The following is a 20,673-nucleotide window of genomic DNA, read 5'->3' on the forward strand; positions in this document are numbered from 1 at the left end:
GCGAAGCAATCCAGGGATGCATCCGCGGAGACAGTCTGGATTGCTTCGCTGGGCTCGCAATGACGCGTGAGCGCAACAAAAAAGCGCGGAGCCAAGCCCCGCGCTTTTTGCCGATCCGCCTGTTTCGTAGATTACTCGTTGACTGCAGCCGCGCGGTCCTGCTTCTCGACGATGCGGGCCGACTTGCCGCGGAGATTGCGCAGGTAATAGAGCTTGGCGCGACGCACCTTGCCGCGACGCACCACCTTGATCGAGTCGATCATCGGGGAGAGCAGCGGAAACACGCGCTCGACGCCCTCGCCGTAGGAGATCTTGCGCACGGTGAAGCTCTCGTTGAGGCCACCGCCGGAACGGCCGATGCAGACGCCTTCATAGGCCTGCACGCGGGTGCGGTCGCCTTCGACGACCTTCACGTTGACGATCACGGTATCGCCGGGGGCGAATTCCGGAATCTCCTTGCCGGCGGAGAGCTTGTCGAATTGCTCTTTTTCGAGCTGCTTGATCAGGTTCATGGGTAATTCTCCATCGGCGCGCCCAGCCACGAAAAAGAGGGGGCTGCGCGAAATTCGTCTATCCAGCCATTGCGGATTTGGCCGCTCCTATAAGGCAAGCGGGAGCGTTTGTCACCCGTCTGTCGTGCTTTTTGGCGTTTTTTGGCCGGAGGCCTGATTCGCCGCTTTTTCCCACAAATCAGGCCGCCGGGCGGCCGTCAGGGCCTCGGATTCGGCCCGCCGCCAGGCCGCGACCTTGGCGTGGTCGCCGGAGGTGAGGATCTCCGGGATCGGACTCCCCTCAAACAGCTGCGGACGGGTGTATTGGGGGTATTCCAGGAGGCCGTCCGAGAAGCTTTCCTCGGTTCCCGAGGCCTGCTTGCCCATCACCCCCGGCAAGAGTCGGACGCAGGCGTCAATCAGCGCCAGCGCCGCGATTTCGCCGCCGGAGAGCACGTAATCGCCGATCGAGACCTCCTCCAGGCCCCTCGCATCGATCACCCGCTGGTCGATCCCCTCGAACCGGCCGCAGACGATCAGGGGGCCAGGGCCCTTTGCCAGCTCGACGACGCGGGCCTGGGTCAATGGCCGACCCCTTGGGCTCATCAGGAGCCTTGGCCGCACCTCGCCGACCTCAGTGGCATCGATGGCTGCGGCCAGGACATCCGCCCGCAGCACCATGCCCGGCCCGCCACCGGCCGGCGTGTCGTCGACGCTGCGGTGGCGGTCGGTCGCGGACGCCCGGATGTCCCGCGCCTCCAGCTCCCAGAGGCCCGCGGCCAGCGCCCGGCCAGCCAGGCTCACGCCCAGCGGTCCCGGAAACATCTCCGGAAACAGCGTCAGCACCGTCGCGCGCCAGGGTGAGGAGTTCGTCATAGCAATCAGCTTAGCCAAAACCACGGCCTGTGGTTACGGGTCCCCGCCTTCGCGGGGACGACTTGTGGAGGGTTCTTCGTCCTCGCCCTCGATTTCCTGCGGCAGCTCGATCACCACGCGGCCGCCGTTGAGATCGACCTCCGGCACCACCGCGTTGGAGAACGGCAGCAGCAGCGTCGTGCCTTTCGGCGGGGCGATTTCGATGATGTCGCCGGCGCCGAAATTGTGGATCGCGAGCACGCGGCCGAGCACATCGCCGGCCGCGGTGACGGCGGCGAGCCCGATCAGGTCTGTGTGGTAATATTCATGCTCGTCGGTCGCGGGCAGTTTTTCGCGCGCGACGTAGAGCTCGATGCCGTTGAGCCGTTCGGCATCATCGCGGGTCGTGACGCCCTTGAACGTCGCGACCAGATGGTCCTTGGCTTCACGCGCTTGGGCGACCTCGAACTGGCGCTTGCCATCCTTGGTGAGAAGCGGACCATAGCGCCGCACGGCAAAGGGATCTTCGGTGAAGGTCCACAATTTGACCGCGCCACGCACACCATGCGCGGCGCCGATCCGCGCGACGCAGACCAGCGCCGGCATGAGCTAGCCTTACGCCTTCGCGGCGGCTTCGGCCTGCGCCTTGCGCTCCTTGCGCGGCACGGCCTTCTGCGGGTTGCTGCGTGCTTCGCGCTTCTTGACGCCGGCAGCGTCGAGGAAGCGCATCACGCGGTCCGACGGCTGCGCGCCCTTGGCGAGCCAGGCCTTCACCTTGTCCATGTCGAGCTTCAGGCGGGTCTCGTTGTCCTTCGGCAGCAGCGGGTTGAAGTAGCCGAGACGCTCGATGAAGCGGCCATCGCGCGGGAAGCGCGAGTCGGCGACGACGACGTGATAGACGGGGCGCTTCTTGGTGCCTGCGCGCGCGAGGCGGATAACGACTGACATTCTGGTCTCCTGAGTAGCTGTTAATTCAAAGGTTGGTTCGTCATTGCGAGGAGCGAAGCGACGAAGCAATCCAGACTGTTTCCGTGGAAGCATCTCTGGATTGCTTCGCTTCGCTCGCAATGACGGTCGAGGTCACTTCTTCTTCCCAAGTCCGGGGAAGCCACCAAGCCCGGGAAGGGTCGGCTTGTTGCTGAGGCCCGTGAGCCCCGGCACATTCGGTAGGCCCTGGCGCAGGCCCGCGGGCAGGTCCTTCGGCAGGTTGGGCAAGCCCTGTCCGCCGCCCGCGCCCTGCATCTTCTCCTGCAACGCCTTCATCTCCTCGGGCGAGGGCATCTTCATGCCGCCGCCAAAGCCCATCGCCTGTGCGATGCCGGCGAGCGGGCCGCGCTTGCCCGAGCCCATCGCCTTCATGACGTCGGCCATGTTCCGGTGCATCTTGAGCAGCTTGTTGACGTGCTCGACGCTCTGGCCGCTTCCCGCGGCGATGCGCTTCTTGCGGCTCGCCTTGAGCAGGTCGGGATGACGGCGCTCCTCGCGCGTCATGGAATCGATGATCGCGACCTGGCGCTTCAGGATCTTGTCGTCGATCCCTGCGGCGGCGATCTGGTTCTTCATCTTGGAGATGCCGGGCATCATGCCCATCAGCCCGCTGATGCCGCCCATATTCGCCATCTGCGAGAGCTGCTCGCGCATGTCGTTGAGGTCGAACTGGCCCTTGCGCATCCGCTCGGCGGTGCGTGCGGCCTTCTCGGCGTCGATATTGGCAGCGGCCCGTTCGACCAGCGACACCACGTCGCCCATGCCGAGGATACGGCCGGCGATACGGTCGGGGTGAAAATCCTCCAGCGCGTCGGTCTTTTCACCGGTGCCGATCAGCTTGATCGGCTTGCCGGTGACGGCGCGCATCGACAGCGCGGCGCCGCCGCGGCCGTCGCCGTCCACTCTCGTCAGTACGATGCCGGTCAAGCCGACGCGCTGATCGAAGGAGCGCGCGAGGTTCACGGCGTCCTGGCCGGTGAGGCTATCCGCGACCAGCAGCACTTCGTGCGGGTTGGCGGCGGCTTTGATCGCGGCGGCCTCAGCCATCATCTCTTCGTCGAGCGTGGTGCGGCCGGCGGTGTCGAGCAGCACGATGTCGTAGCCGCCGAGCTTGCCGGCTTCCAGCGCGCGTTTTGCGATTTGCGGCGGCTGCTGCCCAGCCACGATCGGCAGCGTCGGGATGTCGAGATCGCGGCCGAGCACCGCGAGCTGCTCCATCGCCGCCGGACGGTAGACGTCGAGCGAAGCCATCAGCACCTTGCGCTTGTCGCGCTGGACGAGGCGGCGGGCGAGCTTTGCGGTGGTCGTCGTCTTACCGGAGCCTTGCAGGCCGACCATCATGATCGGCACCGGCGGCACGGAATTCACGTCGATGGTCTGGCCTTCGGCACCAAGCGTGTTGATCAGCTCGTCATGGACGATCTTGACGACCATCTGGCCGGGAGTGACCGACTTCACGACGGTGGCGCCGATCGCCTGCTCGCGCACACGCTCGGTGAAGCTGCGCACCACTTCGAGCGCAACGTCGGCCTCCAGCAGCGCGCGGCGAACCTCGCGCATCGCGGCGTCGACATCCTTTTCGGTCAGCGCACCGCGCCCCGTCAGACGATCGAGGATGCCGCCAAGCCTTTCCGACAGATTGTCGAACAATGAAGTCGTCCTTTGTCCTGCTTGCGCAGGGTTGTCGCGTTCACCACTGTCATGCCCCGGCTTGACCGGGGCATCCAGTACGCCGCGGCGGCGCGGTTCAAGCCGAGCTGCCTCTGGAATACTGGATCCCCCGCCTTCGCGGGGGATGACCACTTGCTCGGGTCGTGGCCCGAAGCCAAATGCGATCTTGCAAACACCTTTGCGCCCGAGGGCGCATCGCGCTGTCGGGCGTTGACCTCTGGCCTCGCGGGGCCAGTCGGCGGGTCGAAAAGAAAGCCTTTCCGAGAAGTGGTGCGGCCTTAAACCCCCGCAAGCCGCAAAAGTCAAGGAAACAAGCCGCAATGCCGCATCTTGAAGGGGCCGGTCCGGCTGCTTATTCCTTGCCGGAACCTTTATTTTGGGGCCATTCGGGCCGTTAAATGACCCGCCGCAGCATTAAGAGCTATTCCGGCCCGCCGTCCGATCACTTCGACGGCGAAAAGTTCTTTGATCCCGACGGGGTGCCGCCGAAATCGCTTCGCGAGGTCCTGCGCTGGCAATTTGGCGGCAAGCGCGACCGGTCGGCCTGGCCGAAATGGGTTCCGAGCCCCTATGCCGATTATCCGCCGCTGGCGGTTAACGGCGGCAAGGTGCGGCTCTCCTTCGTCGGCCACGCGAGCTGGCTGATCCAGGCGAGCGGTCTCAACATCCTCGTCGACCCCGTCTGGTCGATGCGGGTCTCGCCGGTGGGCTGGGCCGGGCCGAAGCGTCACAACGATCCCGGCATTGCCTTCGACAAGCTGCCGAAGATCGACGTCGTGCTGGTCTCGCACGGCCACTACGACCATCTCGACATCGCGACGCTGTCGCGGCTCGCCAAGAATTTTGCCCCGCGCGTCCTCACGCCGCTCGGCAATGATCTCACCATGCGTGAGCGCGATGGCGCGATCCGCGCCGAGGCGTTCGACTGGCACGACCGCGTCGAGCTCGGCGGCGGCATTGCCGTGCATCTCGTGCCGACACGGCACTGGAGTGCGCGCAGCCTGTTCGACCGCAACAGGGCGCTGTGGGCGAGCTTCGTGCTGGAGACACCCGCGGGGAAAATCTACGTCGTCTGCGATTCCGGCTATGGCGAGGGCACGCATTTCCGCCGCGTCGGCGAAACGCACGGACCTTTACGGCTCGCGATCCTGCCGATCGGCGCCTACGAGCCGCGCTGGTTCATGCGCGAGCAGCACATGAACCCGGAAGACGCGGTGAGGGCGCTCATCGATTGCGGCGCGCAGGCTGCGCTCGCACATCACCACGGCACGTTCCAGCTCACGGATGAGGCCATCGATGCGCCGGCGCAGGCGCTGCTCGAGGCCCTCGATGCAGCGAACGTTCCGCGCGAGCGGTTCGTGGCGCTGAAGCCGGGGCAGGTGGTGGAGATCTGACCGTCATTGCGAGGAGCGAAGCGACGAAGCAATCCAGACTGTTTCCGCGGAAGCAGTCTGGATTGCTTCGCTTCGCTCGCAATGACGGCGTGGCCGCTACTGCGCCGGCTTGATCGCCCAGCTCACATTCACCGTCACCGACAGCGTCTCCTCGCCGGGAGCGACCTGCGCCGGGGCTGCGGCCATTGGTGCAGCGGCGATGCGGCCCTTGAACAGCGGCATCGGGCCGCCGCCTTCGGAGATGCTGAGGGGGGCGCCGAGCGTGACGCCGGCGGCCTTGGCATAAATCTCCGCCTTGCGGCGGGCGTCCGCGAGCGCCTGCTCGCGGGCACCGTCGAGCAGCTTCGAGGCTTGCGTCACCTCGAAGGAAATGTTGCCGACATCATTGGCGCCGGCACTCACCAGCGTGTCGATCACGCTGGCCACCTTGGTCACGTCGCGAATCTTGACCGTGACGCGGTTGCTGGCGCGGAAGCTGACGATGCTGGTCGCGCGGTCCGACGTCTTGGACGAGGTTGCATATTGCGGCTGCAGCGACAGCCGCGAGGTCTGGTAGTCCTTCTCCTCGATGCCAGCGCCCTTCAAGGCCAGCAGCACCTTGCCCATCGCCGCATTGTTGGCGTCGGAGGCCTCTTTCGCGGTCTTCGCGTCATTTGCGACGCCGGCATCGATTTGCGCGAGATCGGGCGCCGCGGACACGGTCGCCTCGCCGCTCACCGAGACCGCTGACGGAAAATCGTCGGCAAGCGCAGGTGTCGCGCCAAGCGCGGCGGCGAAAATGGCAGCAATTGCTTTTTTCATCACGCTCACTTCAGCGGCACATAGACATTGATCACGAGCTTGTCCTCGGCCGTCTTCAGGGGATCGGTGAGGTACTCCTCGATGAAGGTGTCCTTGGCTTCCAGCTTCTTGTCGTCGAGGTGATTGGTGATCGCCTCATAGGTGTTGTCCATGTTGTCGTAGGAGCCGCGATGGACGAACTTCAGCGCCTTGCCCTCCGGCGACTTGCCGATGCTCATGTCCTTCGTCAGGTTTTTCGGATCCTGATCGATCGGGATCTCGGCGAGGAAGGTGAAGCCGGTGTCGTCGGTCGAGGTGTAGACGATCATCGGATTGCCCGCGGGCTTGATGCCCTGCTTATCGAGAAGCGCGTTCAGCGACTTGAACGAATCGATCAGCGTGTCGAAGGCGGAATCCCAGTTGGCGCTGCCCTTGGCCATCACGACCCTCTTCGGTTCCAGCGTCATTTCCTGGCCAAAGGGATCGGCGGTCTGAACCGGGGCGGAGGTGGCGGGCGGGGTCGTAGCTGCTGCGGGGGGCGCCGTCGGGCTGGGCGAGGGTGAGGCGCTGGCCGCCGGGGCCGGCGACGGGGACGTCGCAGGTGAGGGCGACGCGCTGGCGGCCGGTGAAGGCGAGGCCGCCGGTGCTGGCGAGGGGCTTGCGGAGGCAGCCGGTGCTGGGGTCGGCGATTGGGCGAACGCGCCGGAGAGGCAGAGGGTAATGGCCGCTGCCGGGATCATCGCGGCCAGAAAAGGACGGAAAAAGCTCGTCATTACGTGTCTCCCCAGGGCAAGCAAGGACCTGCCCGCATTTTCTTGCACCACGTGCGCGTCCCGGTTCGCGCGAACGCGCCTATCTAACACGCATGGCCCAAATTCGTCCCATGACAGATGCGTCATAGGGCACACGCGGCAAATGACTGGCCAACCGTCCCATGATCGCCATATAAGACAGGCGAAATTCAGGACATTTCATGAGCGCGCTCGCCAATCACGCATTTGCCAAGATGAACGGCATCGGCAACGAGATCGTCGTTGTCGACATGCGGGATTCGGCTGCGCCGGTCACGCCCGACGACGCGCGTGCGGTCGCCTCCGCGAACGGCGTGCCCTACGATCAGCTCATGGTGCTCCGGAAGCCGCGGCTCGACGGCACCGAGGCCTTCATCAGCATCTACAACAATGACGGCTCGGAGGCCGGCGCCTGCGGCAACGGCATGCGCTGCGTGGTGCGGCGGATTTTCGAGAAGACCGGGCAGACCACCGCGGCGTTCGAGACCGCTGCGGGGCTTCTGAACTGCTGGCAGGGACCGGCCCCCGATCTCTATACCGTCGACATGGGCGCGCCGAAGTTCGGCTGGCAGGACATTCCGCTGGCGGAGGAGTTTCGCGACACCCGCTACATCGAGTTGCAGATCGGGCCGATCGACAAGCCGATCCTGCATTCGCCCTCCGCGGTGAGCATGGGCAATCCGCACGCGATCTTCTGGGTCGACGACGTCAACGCCTATGATCTCGGGCGTTTTGGTCCGCTGCTCGAGAACCATCCGATCTTCCCCGAGCGCGCCAACATCACGCTGGCCCACATCGTCGATCGCGATCACATCACGATCCGCACCTGGGAGCGCGGCGCCGGGCTCACCAGGGCGTGCGGCTCGGCCGCCTGCGCGACCGCGGTCGCGGCGGCGCGGTTGAAGCGCGCCAACCGCAGCGTCGAGATCACGTTGCCCGGCGGCAAGCTCGGCATCGAATGGCGCGAGCGCGACGATCACGTGCTGATGACGGGCACCGCGACCTTCGAATATGAGGGCAATTTCGATCCGGCGCTGTTCGCCTCGGTCGCCTGATGGGCGTCGAGGTCGTAACCTTCGGCTGCCGCCTCAACGCCTTCGAGGCCGAGGTGATCCGCCGCGAGGCGGAGGGCGCAGGGCTCTCAGACACCATCGTCATCAATAGCTGCGCGGTCACCAACGAGGCGGTCGCGCAGGCGCGCCAATCGATCCGCAAATTGAAGCGCGAGCGGCCCGGCTCGCGCATCGTCGTCACCGGCTGCGCGGCGCAGACGCAAAGCGACATGTTTGCCGGCATGGCGGAGGTCGATCGCGTCGTCGGCAATGACGACAAGATGCACGCGAGGGCCTGGCGCGATGCGCGCGCCGCGTTCGATGTCGGCAGCAGCGACAAGATCGCGGTCAGTGACATCATGGCGGTGAAGGCGATGGCGCCGCATCTGATCGACGGCTTTGCGAGCGGCCTGCCGCGCGTGTTCGTGCAGGTGCAGAACGGCTGCGACCATCGCTGCACCTTCTGCATCATCCCGTTCGGCCGCGGCAATTCGCGCTCGGTGCCGATGGGCGCGGTGGTCGAGCAGGTGCGTGGGCTGGCGGAGCGCGGCCACGCCGAGATCGTGCTCACGGGCGTCGATCTCACGAGCTACGGCGCCGACCTGCCGGGCGCGCCCAAGCTCGGCATGCTGACGAAGCAGATCCTGCGGCACGTGCCGGAGCTGAAGCGGCTGCGCATCTCCTCGATTGATTCGATCGAGGCAGATAGCGATCTGCTCGATGCCATCGCAGATGATGCGCGGCTGATGCCGCATCTGCATCTGTCGCTGCAATCCGGCGACGACATGATCTTGAAGCGCATGAAGCGGCGGCATTCGCGGCGCGACGCGATTGCGTTCTGCGAACAGGTGCGCCGCCTGCGGCCGGACATTGCGCTCGGCGCCGACATCATCGCGGGCTTTCCGACCGAGATGGAAGAGATGTTCGCGCGCTCGCGAGACCTCGTTGAGGAATGCGGTCTCACCTTCCTGCACGTCTTCCCCTATTCGCCGCGCCCCGGCACCCCGGCCGCGCGGATGCCGCAGGTCGCAGGCGCGGTGATCAAGGATCGCGCGAAACGCCTGCGCGCGGCCGGCGAAGCGGCGCTGCGGCGCCGCCTGCAGGTCGAGGTCGGCGCGACCCGCGCCGTGCTGATCGAAAGCGACTGCCAGGGGCGCACGGAGCACTATCTGCCGGTCGCGGTGGCTGGGGCGCGGGTGGGCAGTGTCGTTCCGCTCAGAATTGGCGGTGAGGATGGCGAGCGGCTGACCGTGTGACTCTGCTTTCCCTTCTCCCCTTGCGGGAGAAGGTGGCGCGAAGCGCCGGATGAGGGGTTGCATCCGCAAATTCAAATGTCACGGCAGTGCGCGCGGAGAGAGACCCCTCACCCGTCTCGCCGCTACGCGGCGAGCCACCCTCTCCCACAAGGGGAGCGGGGAAAAGAGCTCCTCTACGACGCCCTTACCTGCCAGAACCTGAGCGTGCGCCTTGCGTTTTCCGGCGTCATTCTGGCGAAATGGCCCTTGGCCTTGGCGAGGTCAGCTGGCTTCATCGTGCCGGTGGCGTAGCGGCTTTCCAGCACGGCGCTGGTCGTCTCCCAGCTCAGCAGCGCTGCGCGGCACGGCACGAGCAGGCCGTCATCGCGCAGGCTCTGCATCAGGGGCCGGATCACCTCGACGGTGGACAGGGACAATGCTGCCAGCGCAGCGACGGTCTCCTCATAGCGCCGCTGCACGGCAAAGCCGAGCAGCGTTGCCTCGTTGAGCTGGCCGGTCTCCTTCAGCTTTGCGACGGCGCGTTTGGCGCCGACGAAATCGCGGATCCCCGACATCTCGCGATCGGCGCCGGTCGCGACGCTTGCGATGGCGTTCTGGATTTCCTCGAACAGATGCGGCGGGGCGCGCGACAACAGGCGGGTGCGAACGGCGTCGGTTGCCGAACGCAGCAATTGACGGCGCAGGTCCGACGGCAGATCGACGCGCACGCCCACGCTCACTGCCAGTTCGGGGTCCTGTTCGGCCTGTCCGACGATGACGGCAAAGCCGCTTGCCGAAAACCGTGCGCCGGGATTGGCGGCAAGGCGCCGGCTGACGCTGGGATAGCGGCGCGCCAGCAGTGCGTCGGTGACGATGTCCTTCAGCCACCAGCGGCCGGCGACCGCGAGCAGATGCTGCTCGCCCTTGGTGGTCGCGATCCCGACGAGTTCGGCATCGTCGAGGCGCGCGGATTCCTGAAGCACCGGGCCGGCGATCCTGATCTCGTCATTGCCGGCAAGACGGCGGATCACGGACGGGGGCGCCTGCGCGATCGGCGCAAGCTGCGCGCTGATCTCGGCAAGTGCGACGCGCGCGCCCATGTCGGCGATCGAGCGCAGCTCGATGGTCTTGATCAGCCGCTCGAGCACGTCGTCGAACAGCGCGATCTGCTCGTCATTGAAGCTGCCGGCGGATGACAGGAACAGGTCGGTGACGCGCCGCGCCGTTTCCAGGCGCTTTTCGTCCGAGCCGGCGCGAATCGCACCCTCGACTTCGTCGACGATCGATGGCTGGGCCTGCGGCATGAAGCGTTGCTCGTCCTGAGCCGGTTCGAAGAAGCTTGTTCTAAGCAACCGGCATCATTAGAGGCGAGCACTGAACGTTTCGTAAACCATCGGCGCCTGTTGGGATCAGGTTCGATTGCCGCCACGAAGGCGGCGGGCTCCCTCGCCCGCTTGCGGGAGAGGGCCGGGGAGAGGGTGTCTCCGCAACCGAGAACCTCCAAGAGGAGAAAGCCCTCACCCGGCGCTGCGCGCCGACCTCTCCCGCAAGCGGGAGAGGTTAAGCGAACATGCGGCGCTATTCCCCGTTCCAGCCACAGGTCCTGAGCCGCTCCTGCATGTGCGGCGGGGCCGGCGCGACCACCCGCACCGGCTCCTTGTTGCGGGAGATCGGGACCACGATCTCGCGCGAATGCAGATGCAGCCGCGGCTCGCCGAAGCGCGGGCCGTTGCCGTAGATGTTGTCGCCGACGATCGGCCAGCCCTGCGCCGCGCAATGCACCCGCAATTGATGGGTGCGGCCCGTGACCGGTTCCATGGCAAGCCAGGTCAGGCCCTCGCCCCGCCCCATCACCTTCCAGTTGGTGACCGCTTTCTGGCCTTCCGGGTCCGGCTTCTGCCACCAGCCGCGCTCGGCATTGAGGCGCCCGAGCGGCAGGTCGATGGTGCCTTCGTCCTCGGCCGGTCCGCCCTCGACCACGGCCCAATAGGTCTTGCCGATCTTGCCGTGCTTGAACAGCAGGCCGAGCGAAGCGGTCGCCTTGCGATGGCGCCCAAGCACGAGGCAGCCCGAGGTGTCCTTGTCCAGCCGGTGGGCCAGCACCGGCGGCCGTAGCAGGCCGAATCGCAGCGCGTCGAAGGATGCTTCCAGGTTCGCCCCGCCCTTGGGGCCGCGATGCACGGGAAGGCCCGCCGGCTTGTCGATCACCAGCATCAACCCGTCGCGGTGAAGCACGCGCGCCATGATTTCATCCGCAGTCAACTCGGGAACATCGAGCAATATCAGGACTTTCGTTGGAGACTTTCGTTTAGGAGCCGGAACGGCTAACACGCCACCATGAACGATACCACTGACACCCCCAAACTGAGCTGGTGGCGACGCCTGTCCAACGGGCTGAAGCGCACGTCGGCCTCGCTCGGGACCGCGGTCGCCGATCTCGTCACCAAGCGCAAGCTCGACCGCGCCATGCTCGACGACATCGAGGACGTGCTGTTGCGCGCCGACCTCGGCACCGAGGTTTCGGTGCGCATCGCGGACGCGGTCGGCGCCGGACGTTACGACAAGGCGATCTCGGCGGATGAGGTGAAGGACGTCGTCGCCACCGAGGTCGAGAAGGTGCTGGTGCCGGTCGCAAAAGCGCTCGACATCGATGCGGCGAAAAAGCCCTTCGTCATCCTCGTAGTTGGCGTCAACGGTTCCGGCAAGACCACGACCATCGGCAAGCTGTCGGCGAAATTCGCCTCCGAAGGCCGCAAGGTGATGCTGGCGGCCGGCGACACGTTTCGTGCCGCCGCGATCGAGCAGCTCAAGGTCTGGGGTGAGCGCACCATGACGCCGGTGATATCAGGCGCGCAGGGCTCGGATTCGGCAAGCCTCGCCTTCAACGCGCTGACGGCGGCGAAGGAGCAGGCGATCGACGTGCTCCTGATCGACACCGCAGGCCGCTTGCAGAACAAAGCCGAGCTGATGAACGAGCTCGAGAAGGTCGTGCGCGTGATCCGCAAGGTGGATAGCACGGCGCCGCATGCGGTGCTCCTGGTGCTGGACGCCACCGTCGGCCAGAACGCGCTGTCGCAGGTCGAGGCGTTCCACCGCACGGCCGGTGTTACCGGCCTCGTGATGACAAAACTCGACGGCACCGCGCGCGGCGGCATTCTGGTGGCGCTCGCCGAGAAGTTCAAACTGCCGGTGCATTTCATCGGCGTCGGCGAAGGCGTCGACGATCTCGCGCCGTTCACCGCGCGCGATTTCGCCCGGGCGATCGCCGGAATTGAATCGTAGGTTTCTCTCGTCATGCCCCGCGCAGGCGGGGCATCCAGTACGCCGCGCTATTGGTTGTCGATCGAAGCGCCTCGGAGTACTGGATCACCCGCTTTCGCGGGTGATGACGGCAACAAAGGTCAGGTAATGGACAAGACCCAGCCGCATCCGCTGTTCAAGCTGGCAACCGAGCTCGGCCCGCTGCTCGTGTTTTTCTTCGTGAATTCGAGGTTCAATCTGTTCGCCGCGACCGGCGCGTTCATGGTCGCCATCGTCGCGGCGATAATCGCCTCCTATGTGGTGACGCGGCACGTGCCGATCATGGCGCTGGTCACCGGCGCGATTGTGCTGGTGTTCGGCACACTGACGCTGGTGCTGCACGACGAGACCTTCATCAAGGTCAAGCCGACCATCATCTACGGCCTGTTCGCAGCCGTGCTCGGCGGCGGGCTGTTGTTCGGCCGCTCTTTCATCGCCATCATGTTCGACCAGATGTTCAACCTGACCCCGCAGGGCTGGCGCATCCTCACCTTCCGCTGGGCGCTGTTCTTTGCCGGCATGGCGGTGCTCAACGAAATCGTCTGGCGCACCCAGAGCACGGACTTCTGGGTCAACTTCAAGGTCTTTGGCGTGACGCCGCTGACGATGATCTTCGCCATCGCGCAGATGCCGCTGACCAAGCGCTACCACATCGCGCCGGTCTCGCTGGAAGCGAGCGAGGCCGAAGCGGGGGATGTGAGGAAGGGGTAGGCTGGCCACACATTCAACTGTCATCGCCCGGCTTGACCGGGCGATCCAGTATTCCAGAGACGGCAGAGGGATACGGAGAAGCCGCGGTGTACTGGATGCCCCGGTCAAGCCGGGGCATGACAGCGGTATTGCTTCGCTGGTACCGACGACGGCGTCAGCTTCCCGCCTTCAACGCCTTCTCGAGCTGCGGCAGCAGCACGCTCTGCAAATTCTCCGGCGTGATCGGGCCGACCAGCTTGTAGACGATCTTGCCTTCGCGTCCCACGACGAAGGTCTCGGGGACGCCGTAGACGCCCCATTCGATCGAGGCGCGGCCGTTGGCATCGGTGCCGACGACGCCGAACGGATTGCCGTAGCGGCCGAGGAAGCGCCGCGCGTTGTCGGGCGCATCCTTGTAGTTGATGCCGACGAGCTGGAAGCGCTTGTCCTTGGCGAGCTCGGTCAAGAGCGGCGCCTCGTCGTGACACGGCACGCACCAGGACGCCCAGACGTTGACCAGGCTGACCTTGCCCATGAACGCGGCCGGGTCGAGTCCCGGCACCTGCGCGCCGCCAACTTGCAGGCCGTCGAGCTGCGGCAGTGTGGTCTGCGGCGCGGGCCGGCCGATCAGCGCAGAGGGAATGCGCGAGGGATCGCCGCTGCCGAGCCGGAACCAGAACAGCAGCGCAAGGCAGATGAAGGCGAGCAGCGGCAGCACCACCAGGAAGGTGCCGCGCGACGGCGTGGCGGAGGTCGAGTGCTCGCTCATCGCAGCTCCGTGGCACTGCGGCCCGAGCGGCGGGTGACGCCGCTCTTTTCCAGTTCGCGCAGGCGCTCTGTCTGGCTGCGATAGTCGATCGCGATCCAGCCGATCAGGATCGCCACCACGATGGCTGCGGCGAGATAGGACGTCACGATGAAGGAGGCGTAGGGGCCGAGCGACATGTTATGCGGCCCCAAATTCTTTTGACGCGTTTTCTTCACGCGAACCGGCGCCCACCTCGCTCGAAAACGCCATGCGGCTCGCCTGCATCATTTGCAGGGAGCGGACGCGGCGGCGCAAGATCTCGTTGCGCATCGCCGCCAGATGCAGCGTGACGAACAAGAGCGTGAACGCGACCGCCATCACCAGCAGCGGAATCAGGAACGATTTGTCGAGCGTCGAGCCGCCCATGCGCATCACCGAGGCCGGCTGGTGCAGCGTGTTCCACCAGTCGACCGAGAACTTGATGATCGGCAGGTTGATCGCGCCGACCAGCGTCAGCACCGCCGCGGCACGCGCCGCACGCGAGGGATCTTCCACCGCGCGCCACAGTGCCATCAGGCCGAGATACATCAGGAACAGGATGAGCACCGAGGTCAGCCGCGCGTCCCATTCCCAATAGGTGCCCCACATCGGCCGGCCCCACAGCGAGCCGGTGAGCAGCGCGAGGAAGGTGAAGGCCGCGCCGATTGGAGCGGCCGCTTTCGCGGCGACGTCGGCGAGCGGATGCCGCCAAACCAGCGTGCCGAGCGAGGCCACGCTCATGACACCCCAGACGAACATCGACAGCCATGCATTGGGCACGTGGATGAACATGATCTTCACGGTGGCGCCCTGCTGATAGTCGTCGGGCGCCAGCGCCGACTGATAGAGGCCAAGCGCCAGCAGGATCACGGTCGCCCCCGCAAGCCACGGCAGCACGCGCGCCGTCAGCGCAAGGAACCGCGAGGGGTTGGCGAGGTCGATCAGCGTCATGGTCACCTGATAATCATGGCAAGGGGCCGCAGGCAATCAGCACGAAAGTGCGAACCGAAAGTTGATCGGGGTCAAGATCAGTCCAGTCCGTGCCGGAGGCTTGCGGCGGCCGCGAAGGGGCCGATCACCAGGCTGACGAGCGACAGCGCGCACAGGATCGAGAACGGCGCGCCGAACGACATTGGTCCGACGATCACGGCCTGGGAGGCCGCGACGCCGAAGATCAGCACCGGAATCGACAGCGGCAGCACCAGAACCGCCATCAGCAGCCCGCCGCGATGCAGCGTCACCGCCAGCGCCGCGCCGATCATGCCGGTGAAGGTCAGGGCCGGCGTTCCCGCCAGCAGGGTGAGGGCCACCGCGCCGGTTGCGACCATGTCGAGATTGAGCAGGAGGCCGAGCACGGGGGTTGCGACGATCAGCGGCAGGCCGGCGGCCAGCCAATGCGCCAGTGCCTTGGCGGCGCAGGCCAGTTCCAGCGGCGTCCGGCTCATCGTGATCAGGTCGAGCGAGCCGTCCTCGTGGTCGGCCATGAAGAGACGGTCGAGGGTGAGCAGGCTCGCCAGCAGCGCCCCCAGCCACAGGATCGCCGGTCCCAGCCGCGACAACAGCGCCAGATCCGGCCCCACCGCGAACGGCATCAGCACCACCACGGTCAGGAAGAACAGCACCCCAATGAGCGCCCCGCCGCCGACCCGCAGGGCAATCCGGACATCGCGACGAATAAGGGCGGAGAGGGCGGTCATGGGGCGCCCCCGATTGAGATTTGATGGGCGGGTGCAGCCGGCCAGGCGCACGCTGCGCTCGCTCCCCCCTTGCGGGGGAGGGCAGGGGAGGGGGGTAGCCCCGGGAAGGGTGCAGGACGTCCGCAAACCGCTAACAACCGAGCGTCGTTCGAATTCAAATTGACGGAGCATACCGTGTGGCACCCCCCTCCCTGACCCTCCCCCGCAAGGGGGGAGCGAACGGAGAGGATGGAGCCTGGGCTCGAAGAAAGCCGAGAGCGCGGGGGACCAGAGCAGGAAAGCTGAGGCTGGTCGAACTTCACGCCACACCCCCGATCCGCAGCTCCCGCGCCTCGATCCCCAGCGGCATGTGGGTGGCGGCGATGATCATTCCTCCGCGTTCCAGGTGCTCCCGCATCAACCCGCAAAACATGTCCTGGCCGGCGGCGTCGAGCGCGGTGGTCGGCTCGTCCAGCAGCCAGACCGGGCGGCGGACCGTCAGCAGGCGGGCGAGCGAGAGGCGGCGGCGTTGGCCGGCGGAGAGGAACGCGGCCGGCAGATGGGCGGCGTGGTCGAGGCTGACGGTCGACAGGCTCTCGGCCCCGTCGAAGCGCTCGCCACCGAGAAAATCAGCCCAGAAAGCGAGGTTTTCCGCCACGCTCAGTGCCGGCTTCATCGCGTCGCGATGGCCGAGATAATGACATTGTTCGGCGAGCGTCAGCTCGGCATCGCCGCCGGAAAGCTCGATCTTGCCCCCGGCCGGAACCAGCAGCCCCGCGATCAGCCGCAGCAGCGAGGTCTTGCCGGAGCCATTGCGCCCCACAACCGCCAGCGCCTCGCCGGAGGCGGCCACGAAATCGAGGCCGGCAAACACCTCGCGGCCGCCCCGCACGCATCTGATGCCACGCCCTGAGAGCTGCATGTCGCTTCTGGTCGACCCCGTCACCGCCGGCCCTCAAGAAAACTTGGGGTAGCGCAGCAGAATTTGAGGCTCCCGGATTGCTGCGGCACGATCGTCCTTGTGGCGGTGCGGTTAGAAAGCTTCTATAAGCCCGGAACTTGATGCAGCACTCCACTCGCTCCTGCAAGCGACCCCAGCCGGATTCGCTGACGGTGTTAAAGTACCCTCTGCCGGGTATAACTAACAATTGGGATTTCCTACATGACCTCGCTCGACAGCTTCAAATGCAAAAAGACCCTCAAGGTCGGCGCCAAGACCTATGTCTATTACAGCCTGCCGACCGCGGAGAAGAATGGTCTGAAGGGGATTTCAAAGCTGCCTTATTCGATGAAGGTGCTGCTCGAGAACCTGCTGCGCAACGAGGACGGCCGCTCGGTCAAGAAGGAGGACATCGTCGCGGTGTCCAAATGGCTGCGCAAGAAGTCGCTGGAGCATGAGATCGCCTTCCGTCCGGCCCGCGTCCTGATGCAGGATTTCACCGGCGTGCCGGCCGTGGTCGACCTCGCCGCGATGCGCAACGCGATGCAGAAGCTCGGCGGCGATGCCGAGAAGATCAATCCGCTGGTGCCCGTCGATCTCGTCATCGACCACTCCGTGATCGTGAACTTCTTCGGCGACAACAAGGCTTTCGCCAAGAACGTCACCGAGGAATACAAGCAGAATCAGGAGCGCTACGAATTCCTGAAGTGGGGCCAGAAGGCCTTCTCGAACTTCTCCGTCGTGCCGCCCGGCACCGGCATCTGCCACCAGGTCAATCTCGAATATCTGGCGCAGACCGTCTGGACCAAGAAGGAGAAGATGACGGTCGGCAAGAAGACCGGCACGTTCGAGGTCGCCTATCCCGACTCGCTCGTCGGCACCGATTCCCACACCACCATGGTCAACGGTCTCGCCGTGCTCGGCTGGGGCGTCGGCGGCATCGAGGCGGAAGCCTGCATGCTTGGCCAGCCGCTGTCGATGCTGCTGCCGAACGTGGTCGGCTTCAAGCTCAAGGGTCAGCTCAAGGAAGGCGTCACCGCGACCGACCTCGTGCTGACGGTCACGCAGATGCTCCGCAAGCTTGGCGTCGTCGGCAAGTTCGTCGAGTTCTTCGGTCCCGGCCTCGATAACCTCTCGGTCGCCGACAAGGCGACGATCGGCAACATGGCGCCCGAATATGGCGCGACCTGCGGCTTCTTCCCGGTCGATGCCGCCGCGATCGATTACCTCAAGACCTCCGGCCGCGCCGCGCCGCGCGTCGCGCTGGTGCAGGCCTATGCCAAGGCGCAGGGCCTGTTCCGCACTGCCAAGTCGGCGGACCCGGTGTTCACGGAGACGCTGACGCTCGATCTCGGCGACGTCGTCCCCTCGATGGCCGGTCCGAAGCGTCCCGAAGGTCGCATCGCGCTCCCCTCCGTGTCGGAAGGCTTCTCGCTGGCGATGGCCAACGAGTACAAGAAGGGCGATGACGCCGAGAAGCGCTACGCGGTCGAGGGCAAGAACTTCGAACTCGGCCATGGCGACGTCGTGATCGCGGCGATCACCTCCTGCACCAACACCTCCAATCCGAGCGTGCTGATCGGCGCGGGCCTGCTGGCGCGCAATGCCGCCAAGAAGGGCCTGAAGGCTAAGCCCTGGGTGAAGACCTCGCTCGCGCCGGGCAGCCAGGTCGTCGCCGAATATCTCGCCAATTCCGGGCTGCAGGCCGATCTCGACAAGGTCGGCTTCAACCTGGTCGGCTTCGGCTGCACCACCTGCATCGGCAATTCCGGTCCGCTGCCGGAGGAGATCTCGAAGTCGATCAACGATAACGGTATCGTCGCCGCCGCCGTGCTTTCCGGCAACCGCAACTTCGAAGGCCGCGTCTCGCCGGACGTTCAGGCGAACTATCTGGCTTCGCCGCCGCTCGTCGTCGCCCACGCGCTCGCGGGCAGCGTGACGAAGAACCTCGCCACCGAGCCGCTCGGCGAGGGCAAGGACGGCAAGCCGGTGTACCTGAAGGACATCTGGCCGACGACCAAGGAGATCAACGCCTTCATGAAGAAGTTCGTGACCGCGTCGATCTTCAAGAAGAAGTATGCCGACGTGTTCAAGGGCGACACCAACTGGCGCAAGATCAAGACCGTCGAGAGCGAGACCTATCGCTGGAACATGAGCTCGACCTATGTGCAGAACCCGCCCTATTTCGAAGGCATGAAGAAGGAGCCGGAGCCGGTCACCGACATCGTCGAGGCGCGCATCCTCGCCATGTTCGGCGACAAGATCACCACCGACCACATTTCGCCGGCCGGTTCGATCAAGCTCACCTCGCCCGCGGGCAAATATCTCAGCGAGCACCAGGTGCGTCCCGCCGACTTCAACCAGTACGGCACGCGGCGCGGCAACCATGAAGTGATGATGCGCGGCACCTTCGCCAACATCCGCATCAAGAACTTCATGCTCAAGGGCGCCGACGGCAACATTCCCGAGGGCGGTCTCACCAAGCACTGGCCCGACGGCGAGCAGATGTCGATCTACGACGCCGCGATGAAGTATCAGCAGGAGAACGTGCCGCTGGTGGTGTTCGCCGGCGCCGAATACGGCAACGGCTCCTCGCGCGACTGGGCGGCGAAGGGCACGCGTCTGCTCGGCGTTCGCGCGGTGGTCTGCCAGAGCTTCGAGCGCATCCATCGCTCCAACCTGGTCGGCATGGGCGTGCTGCCGCTCACCTTCGAGGAGGGCACTTCCTGGCAGTCGCTTGGGCTGAAGGGCGACGAGAAGGTCACCCTGCGCGGCCTCGTCGGCGACCTCAAGCCGCGCCAGAAGCTGACCGCAGAGATCGTGTCGGCCGACGGCTCGCTGCAGCGCGTTTCGCTGCTCTGCCGCATCGATACGCTGGACGAGCTCGACTACTATCGCAACGGCGGTATCCTGCACTATGTGCTGCGCAAACTCGCGGCGTAAGCGCGGATTTGTGAACGATGGCTCACTGCGAAGTGAGTAGAACGTTAAGCGAAGGCGGCCTATCAAGGGCCGCCTTTGTTCGTTTGCGGTATGTTCCAGATGGGCTCGTCCAGCGAAAGGTTTTCGTCTCGGACGATGCGGGACGCACTGCGCGCGCAAGACTTATCCGTAAGACTACGGTGACCAACCGGCGAGAAGATTTCCCCTCGACATCAGCTAAGGTGTGCGGCGTTCAACATGACTATGATGGCCTCTAATCTGATTTCGCGATGGTCCGGTGCGATCTGGTCAGGTGCGATCTGGCCAAGTGCACTTGGCGTCTGCGCAATCATCGCGGTCGTCCGTCCCGCCCACGCCGATCCCCGCGCCGTCGTCGAGCTCTTCACCTCGCAAGGCTGCTCGTCCTGTCCGCCCGCCGACAAGATCATCGGCGAGCTCTCCAACGATCCCTCGATCATCGCGCTGAGCATGCCGATCGACTACTGGGACTATCTCGGCTGGAAGGACACGCTGGCGGACTCGCGCTTCTCGGCGCGGCAGCGCGCCTATTCGCGGATGCGCGGCGACCGCGAGGTCTACACGCCGCAGGTCGTGGTCAACGGCTCGGAGCATGTTATCGGCAGCGACCGCGCCGGCATCGAGAGCGCGATCGCAAAGACCGCCAAGGGCGACACCGTGATGAGCGTGCCGGTGTCGATGTCGCTCGCAGGCAAGCAGCTCAATGTCTCGGTGGCCGCGAGCAAGGAGGCGGCGGTGTCGCATGGCGAGGTCTGGATCTGCTCGATCACCAAGGCGGTGCCGATCTCGATCAGCCGCGGCGAAAATCGCGGGCAGCAGATCACTTACCACAACGTGGTGCGCAACCTGTTGAAGGTCGGCGACTGGAACGGTACTCCGGAAAGCTGGACCGTGCCGCTGGAGAACCTAACGCGCGAGGGCGTCGATGGCGCGGTAGTCTATGTCCAGGACGGCAGCCGCGAGAAGCCGGGCCCGATGCTGGGCGCGGCGTACACGTCGCTGCATTGATTGCTGACTAAAGTCTCTCGTCCCTACCACGTATCCGCTCTTGATCCTCATGGTG

Annotated in this window: 21 protein-coding genes; 7 read left to right on the forward strand and 14 right to left on the reverse strand. The window is 65.4% G+C overall.

The features are described 5' to 3' along the window. Positions 1–131: 131 nt before the first annotated feature. The 5 genes from rplS to ffh all read right to left on the reverse strand — a co-directional run bounded on the left by rplS (position 132) and on the right by ffh (position 3,983). On the reverse strand, positions 132–512 hold the full coding sequence (gene rplS / locus Q2941_RS14810; protein WP_027523516.1) for a 50S ribosomal protein L19: 381 nt from the start codon (positions 510–512) through the stop codon (positions 132–134). A 111-nt stretch (positions 513–623) separates the two neighbouring features. Next, entirely contained in the window at positions 624–1,367 is a 744-nt protein-coding gene (gene trmD / locus Q2941_RS14815) for a tRNA (guanosine(37)-N1)-methyltransferase TrmD (RefSeq protein ID WP_458192914.1), read from the reverse strand. A gap of 33 nt (positions 1,368–1,400) precedes the next feature. Further along, positions 1,401–1,952: a ribosome maturation factor RimM gene (gene rimM, locus Q2941_RS14820; RefSeq protein WP_027523518.1), complete on the reverse strand. Its 552-nt coding sequence runs from the start codon at positions 1,950–1,952 to the stop codon at positions 1,401–1,403. A gap of 9 nt (positions 1,953–1,961) precedes the next feature. Next, on the reverse strand, positions 1,962–2,294 hold the full coding sequence (rpsP, locus tag Q2941_RS14825) for a 30S ribosomal protein S16 (RefSeq protein WP_027523519.1): 333 nt from the start codon (positions 2,292–2,294) through the stop codon (positions 1,962–1,964). A gap of 132 nt (positions 2,295–2,426) precedes the next feature. Further along, positions 2,427–3,983, reverse strand: coding sequence for a signal recognition particle protein (gene ffh, locus Q2941_RS14830; RefSeq protein WP_254101820.1), 1,557 nt, complete (start codon positions 3,981–3,983; stop codon positions 2,427–2,429). A gap of 419 nt (positions 3,984–4,402) precedes the next feature. On the opposite strand from ffh, the gene Q2941_RS14835 reads away from it, so the two are divergent. Next, the gene (locus Q2941_RS14835; RefSeq protein WP_458192903.1) at positions 4,403–5,398 is read left to right on the forward strand and encodes an MBL fold metallo-hydrolase; all 996 of its coding nucleotides are present in this window, start codon (positions 4,403–4,405) and stop codon (positions 5,396–5,398) included. A gap of 96 nt (positions 5,399–5,494) precedes the next feature. Here the strand turns inward: Q2941_RS14835 and Q2941_RS14840 are convergent, their stop codons facing one another. Together Q2941_RS14840 and Q2941_RS14845 are read right to left on the reverse strand one after the other, a co-directional pair. After that, the gene (locus tag Q2941_RS14840) at positions 5,495–6,199 is read right to left on the reverse strand and encodes an SIMPL domain-containing protein (RefSeq protein WP_027523522.1); all 705 of its coding nucleotides are present in this window, start codon (positions 6,197–6,199) and stop codon (positions 5,495–5,497) included. A 5-nt stretch (positions 6,200–6,204) separates the two neighbouring features. After that, positions 6,205–6,951 (reverse strand): GyrI-like domain-containing protein, encoded by a 747-nt coding sequence (locus Q2941_RS14845; protein ID WP_458192904.1) that lies wholly within the window; start codon positions 6,949–6,951, stop codon positions 6,205–6,207. Between the two features lie 200 nt (positions 6,952–7,151). Here Q2941_RS14845 and dapF point away from each other — a divergent pair, with 200 nt between their 5' ends. Both dapF and mtaB read left to right on the forward strand, forming a co-directional pair. Beyond that, complete coding sequence (gene dapF / locus Q2941_RS14850) at positions 7,152–8,024, forward strand: diaminopimelate epimerase (RefSeq protein ID WP_458192905.1); 873 nt, start codon at positions 7,152–7,154, stop codon at positions 8,022–8,024. Next, positions 8,024–9,277 carry a tRNA (N(6)-L-threonylcarbamoyladenosine(37)-C(2))-methylthiotransferase MtaB gene (gene mtaB, locus Q2941_RS14855; RefSeq protein WP_458192906.1) on the forward strand — a complete coding sequence of 418 codons (1,254 nt, stop codon included), beginning with the start codon at positions 8,024–8,026 and terminating at the stop codon, positions 9,275–9,277. Before dapF ends, mtaB begins: the two co-directional genes overlap by 1 nt. Before the next feature lie 173 nt (positions 9,278–9,450). On the opposite strand, the gene Q2941_RS14860 is transcribed toward mtaB, so the two are convergent. After that, positions 9,451–10,560: a DUF2336 domain-containing protein gene (locus Q2941_RS14860; RefSeq protein WP_458192907.1), complete on the reverse strand. Its 1,110-nt coding sequence runs from the start codon at positions 10,558–10,560 to the stop codon at positions 9,451–9,453. Positions 10,561–10,834: 274 nt separating this feature from the next. After that, entirely contained in the window at positions 10,835–11,500 is a 666-nt protein-coding gene (locus tag Q2941_RS14865; protein WP_458192908.1) for an RluA family pseudouridine synthase, read from the reverse strand. 93 nt (positions 11,501–11,593) lie between these two features. Here Q2941_RS14865 and ftsY point away from each other — a divergent pair, with 93 nt between their 5' ends. After that, on the forward strand, positions 11,594–12,538 hold the full coding sequence (gene ftsY / locus Q2941_RS14870) for a signal recognition particle-docking protein FtsY (RefSeq protein WP_458192909.1): 945 nt from the start codon (positions 11,594–11,596) through the stop codon (positions 12,536–12,538). Positions 12,539–12,664: 126 nt separating this feature from the next. Further along, positions 12,665–13,267 carry a septation protein A gene (locus Q2941_RS14875; protein WP_254101838.1) on the forward strand — a complete coding sequence of 201 codons (603 nt, stop codon included), beginning with the start codon at positions 12,665–12,667 and terminating at the stop codon, positions 13,265–13,267. Between the two features lie 154 nt (positions 13,268–13,421). On the opposite strand, the gene Q2941_RS14880 is transcribed toward Q2941_RS14875, so the two are convergent. The 5 genes from Q2941_RS14880 to ccmA form a co-directional block, all read right to left on the reverse strand. Next, positions 13,422–14,015: a DsbE family thiol:disulfide interchange protein gene (locus Q2941_RS14880; protein WP_458192910.1), complete on the reverse strand. Its 594-nt coding sequence runs from the start codon at positions 14,013–14,015 to the stop codon at positions 13,422–13,424. Beyond that, positions 14,012–14,191: a heme exporter protein CcmD gene (gene ccmD / locus Q2941_RS14885; RefSeq protein WP_458192911.1), complete on the reverse strand. Its 180-nt coding sequence runs from the start codon at positions 14,189–14,191 to the stop codon at positions 14,012–14,014. Before ccmD ends, Q2941_RS14880 begins: the two co-directional genes overlap by 4 nt. A 1-nt stretch (position 14,192) precedes the next feature. Beyond that, positions 14,193–14,984, reverse strand: coding sequence for a heme ABC transporter permease (locus Q2941_RS14890; protein WP_027523532.1), 792 nt, complete (start codon positions 14,982–14,984; stop codon positions 14,193–14,195). 77 nt (positions 14,985–15,061) lie between these two features. Continuing rightward, positions 15,062–15,730, reverse strand: coding sequence for a heme exporter protein CcmB (gene ccmB, locus Q2941_RS14895; RefSeq protein ID WP_027523533.1), 669 nt, complete (start codon positions 15,728–15,730; stop codon positions 15,062–15,064). A 298-nt stretch (positions 15,731–16,028) separates the two neighbouring features. Next, positions 16,029–16,631, reverse strand: coding sequence for a heme ABC exporter ATP-binding protein CcmA (ccmA, locus tag Q2941_RS14900; protein ID WP_027523534.1), 603 nt, complete (start codon positions 16,629–16,631; stop codon positions 16,029–16,031). Between the two features lie 240 nt (positions 16,632–16,871). Here ccmA and acnA point away from each other — a divergent pair, with 240 nt between their 5' ends. After that, entirely contained in the window at positions 16,872–19,592 is a 2,721-nt protein-coding gene (gene acnA, locus Q2941_RS14905; protein WP_254109494.1) for an aconitate hydratase AcnA, read from the forward strand. Between the two features lie 237 nt (positions 19,593–19,829). Continuing rightward, complete coding sequence (locus tag Q2941_RS14910; protein WP_458192912.1) at positions 19,830–20,618, forward strand: DUF1223 domain-containing protein; 789 nt, start codon at positions 19,830–19,832, stop codon at positions 20,616–20,618. Positions 20,619–20,673: the final 55 nt, after the last annotated feature.

The sequence above is a fragment of the Bradyrhizobium sp. UFLA05-153 genome (genome assembly GCF_054185185.1).

What these genes read in the sequence shown, in the direction of transcription:
- rplS (WP_027523516.1), bottom strand. Translation starts at nt 512, where the DNA reads ATGAACCTGATCAAGCAGCTCGAAAAAGAGCAATTCGACAAGCTCTCC.
- trmD (WP_458192914.1), bottom strand. Translation starts at nt 1,367, where the DNA reads ATGACGAACTCCTCACCCTGGCGCGCGACGGTGCTGACGCTGTTTCCG.
- rimM (WP_027523518.1), bottom strand. Translation starts at nt 1,952, where the DNA reads ATGCCGGCGCTGGTCTGCGTCGCGCGGATCGGCGCCGCGCATGGTGTG.
- rpsP (WP_027523519.1), bottom strand. Translation starts at nt 2,294, where the DNA reads ATGTCAGTCGTTATCCGCCTCGCGCGCGCAGGCACCAAGAAGCGCCCC.
- Q2941_RS14835 (WP_458192903.1), top strand. Translation starts at nt 4,403, where the DNA reads ATGACCCGCCGCAGCATTAAGAGCTATTCCGGCCCGCCGTCCGATCAC.
- Q2941_RS14840 (WP_027523522.1), bottom strand. Translation starts at nt 6,199, where the DNA reads ATGAAAAAAGCAATTGCTGCCATTTTCGCCGCCGCGCTTGGCGCGACA.
- Q2941_RS14845 (WP_458192904.1), bottom strand. Translation starts at nt 6,951, where the DNA reads ATGACGAGCTTTTTCCGTCCTTTTCTGGCCGCGATGATCCCGGCAGCG.
- dapF (WP_458192905.1), top strand. Translation starts at nt 7,152, where the DNA reads ATGAGCGCGCTCGCCAATCACGCATTTGCCAAGATGAACGGCATCGGC.
- mtaB (WP_458192906.1), top strand. Translation starts at nt 8,024, where the DNA reads ATGGGCGTCGAGGTCGTAACCTTCGGCTGCCGCCTCAACGCCTTCGAG.
- Q2941_RS14860 (WP_458192907.1), bottom strand. Translation starts at nt 10,560, where the DNA reads ATGCCGCAGGCCCAGCCATCGATCGTCGACGAAGTCGAGGGTGCGATT.
- Q2941_RS14865 (WP_458192908.1), bottom strand. Translation starts at nt 11,500, where the DNA reads ATGGCGCGCGTGCTTCACCGCGACGGGTTGATGCTGGTGATCGACAAG.
- ftsY (WP_458192909.1), top strand. Translation starts at nt 11,594, where the DNA reads ATGAACGATACCACTGACACCCCCAAACTGAGCTGGTGGCGACGCCTG.
- Q2941_RS14875 (WP_254101838.1), top strand. Translation starts at nt 12,665, where the DNA reads ATGGACAAGACCCAGCCGCATCCGCTGTTCAAGCTGGCAACCGAGCTC.
- Q2941_RS14880 (WP_458192910.1), bottom strand. Translation starts at nt 14,015, where the DNA reads ATGAGCGAGCACTCGACCTCCGCCACGCCGTCGCGCGGCACCTTCCTG.
- ccmD (WP_458192911.1), bottom strand. Translation starts at nt 14,191, where the DNA reads ATGTCGCTCGGCCCCTACGCCTCCTTCATCGTGACGTCCTATCTCGCC.
- Q2941_RS14890 (WP_027523532.1), bottom strand. Translation starts at nt 14,984, where the DNA reads ATGACGCTGATCGACCTCGCCAACCCCTCGCGGTTCCTTGCGCTGACG.
- ccmB (WP_027523533.1), bottom strand. Translation starts at nt 15,730, where the DNA reads ATGACCGCCCTCTCCGCCCTTATTCGTCGCGATGTCCGGATTGCCCTG.
- ccmA (WP_027523534.1), bottom strand. Translation starts at nt 16,631, where the DNA reads ATGCAGCTCTCAGGGCGTGGCATCAGATGCGTGCGGGGCGGCCGCGAG.
- acnA (WP_254109494.1), top strand. Translation starts at nt 16,872, where the DNA reads ATGACCTCGCTCGACAGCTTCAAATGCAAAAAGACCCTCAAGGTCGGC.
- Q2941_RS14910 (WP_458192912.1), top strand. Translation starts at nt 19,830, where the DNA reads ATGACTATGATGGCCTCTAATCTGATTTCGCGATGGTCCGGTGCGATC.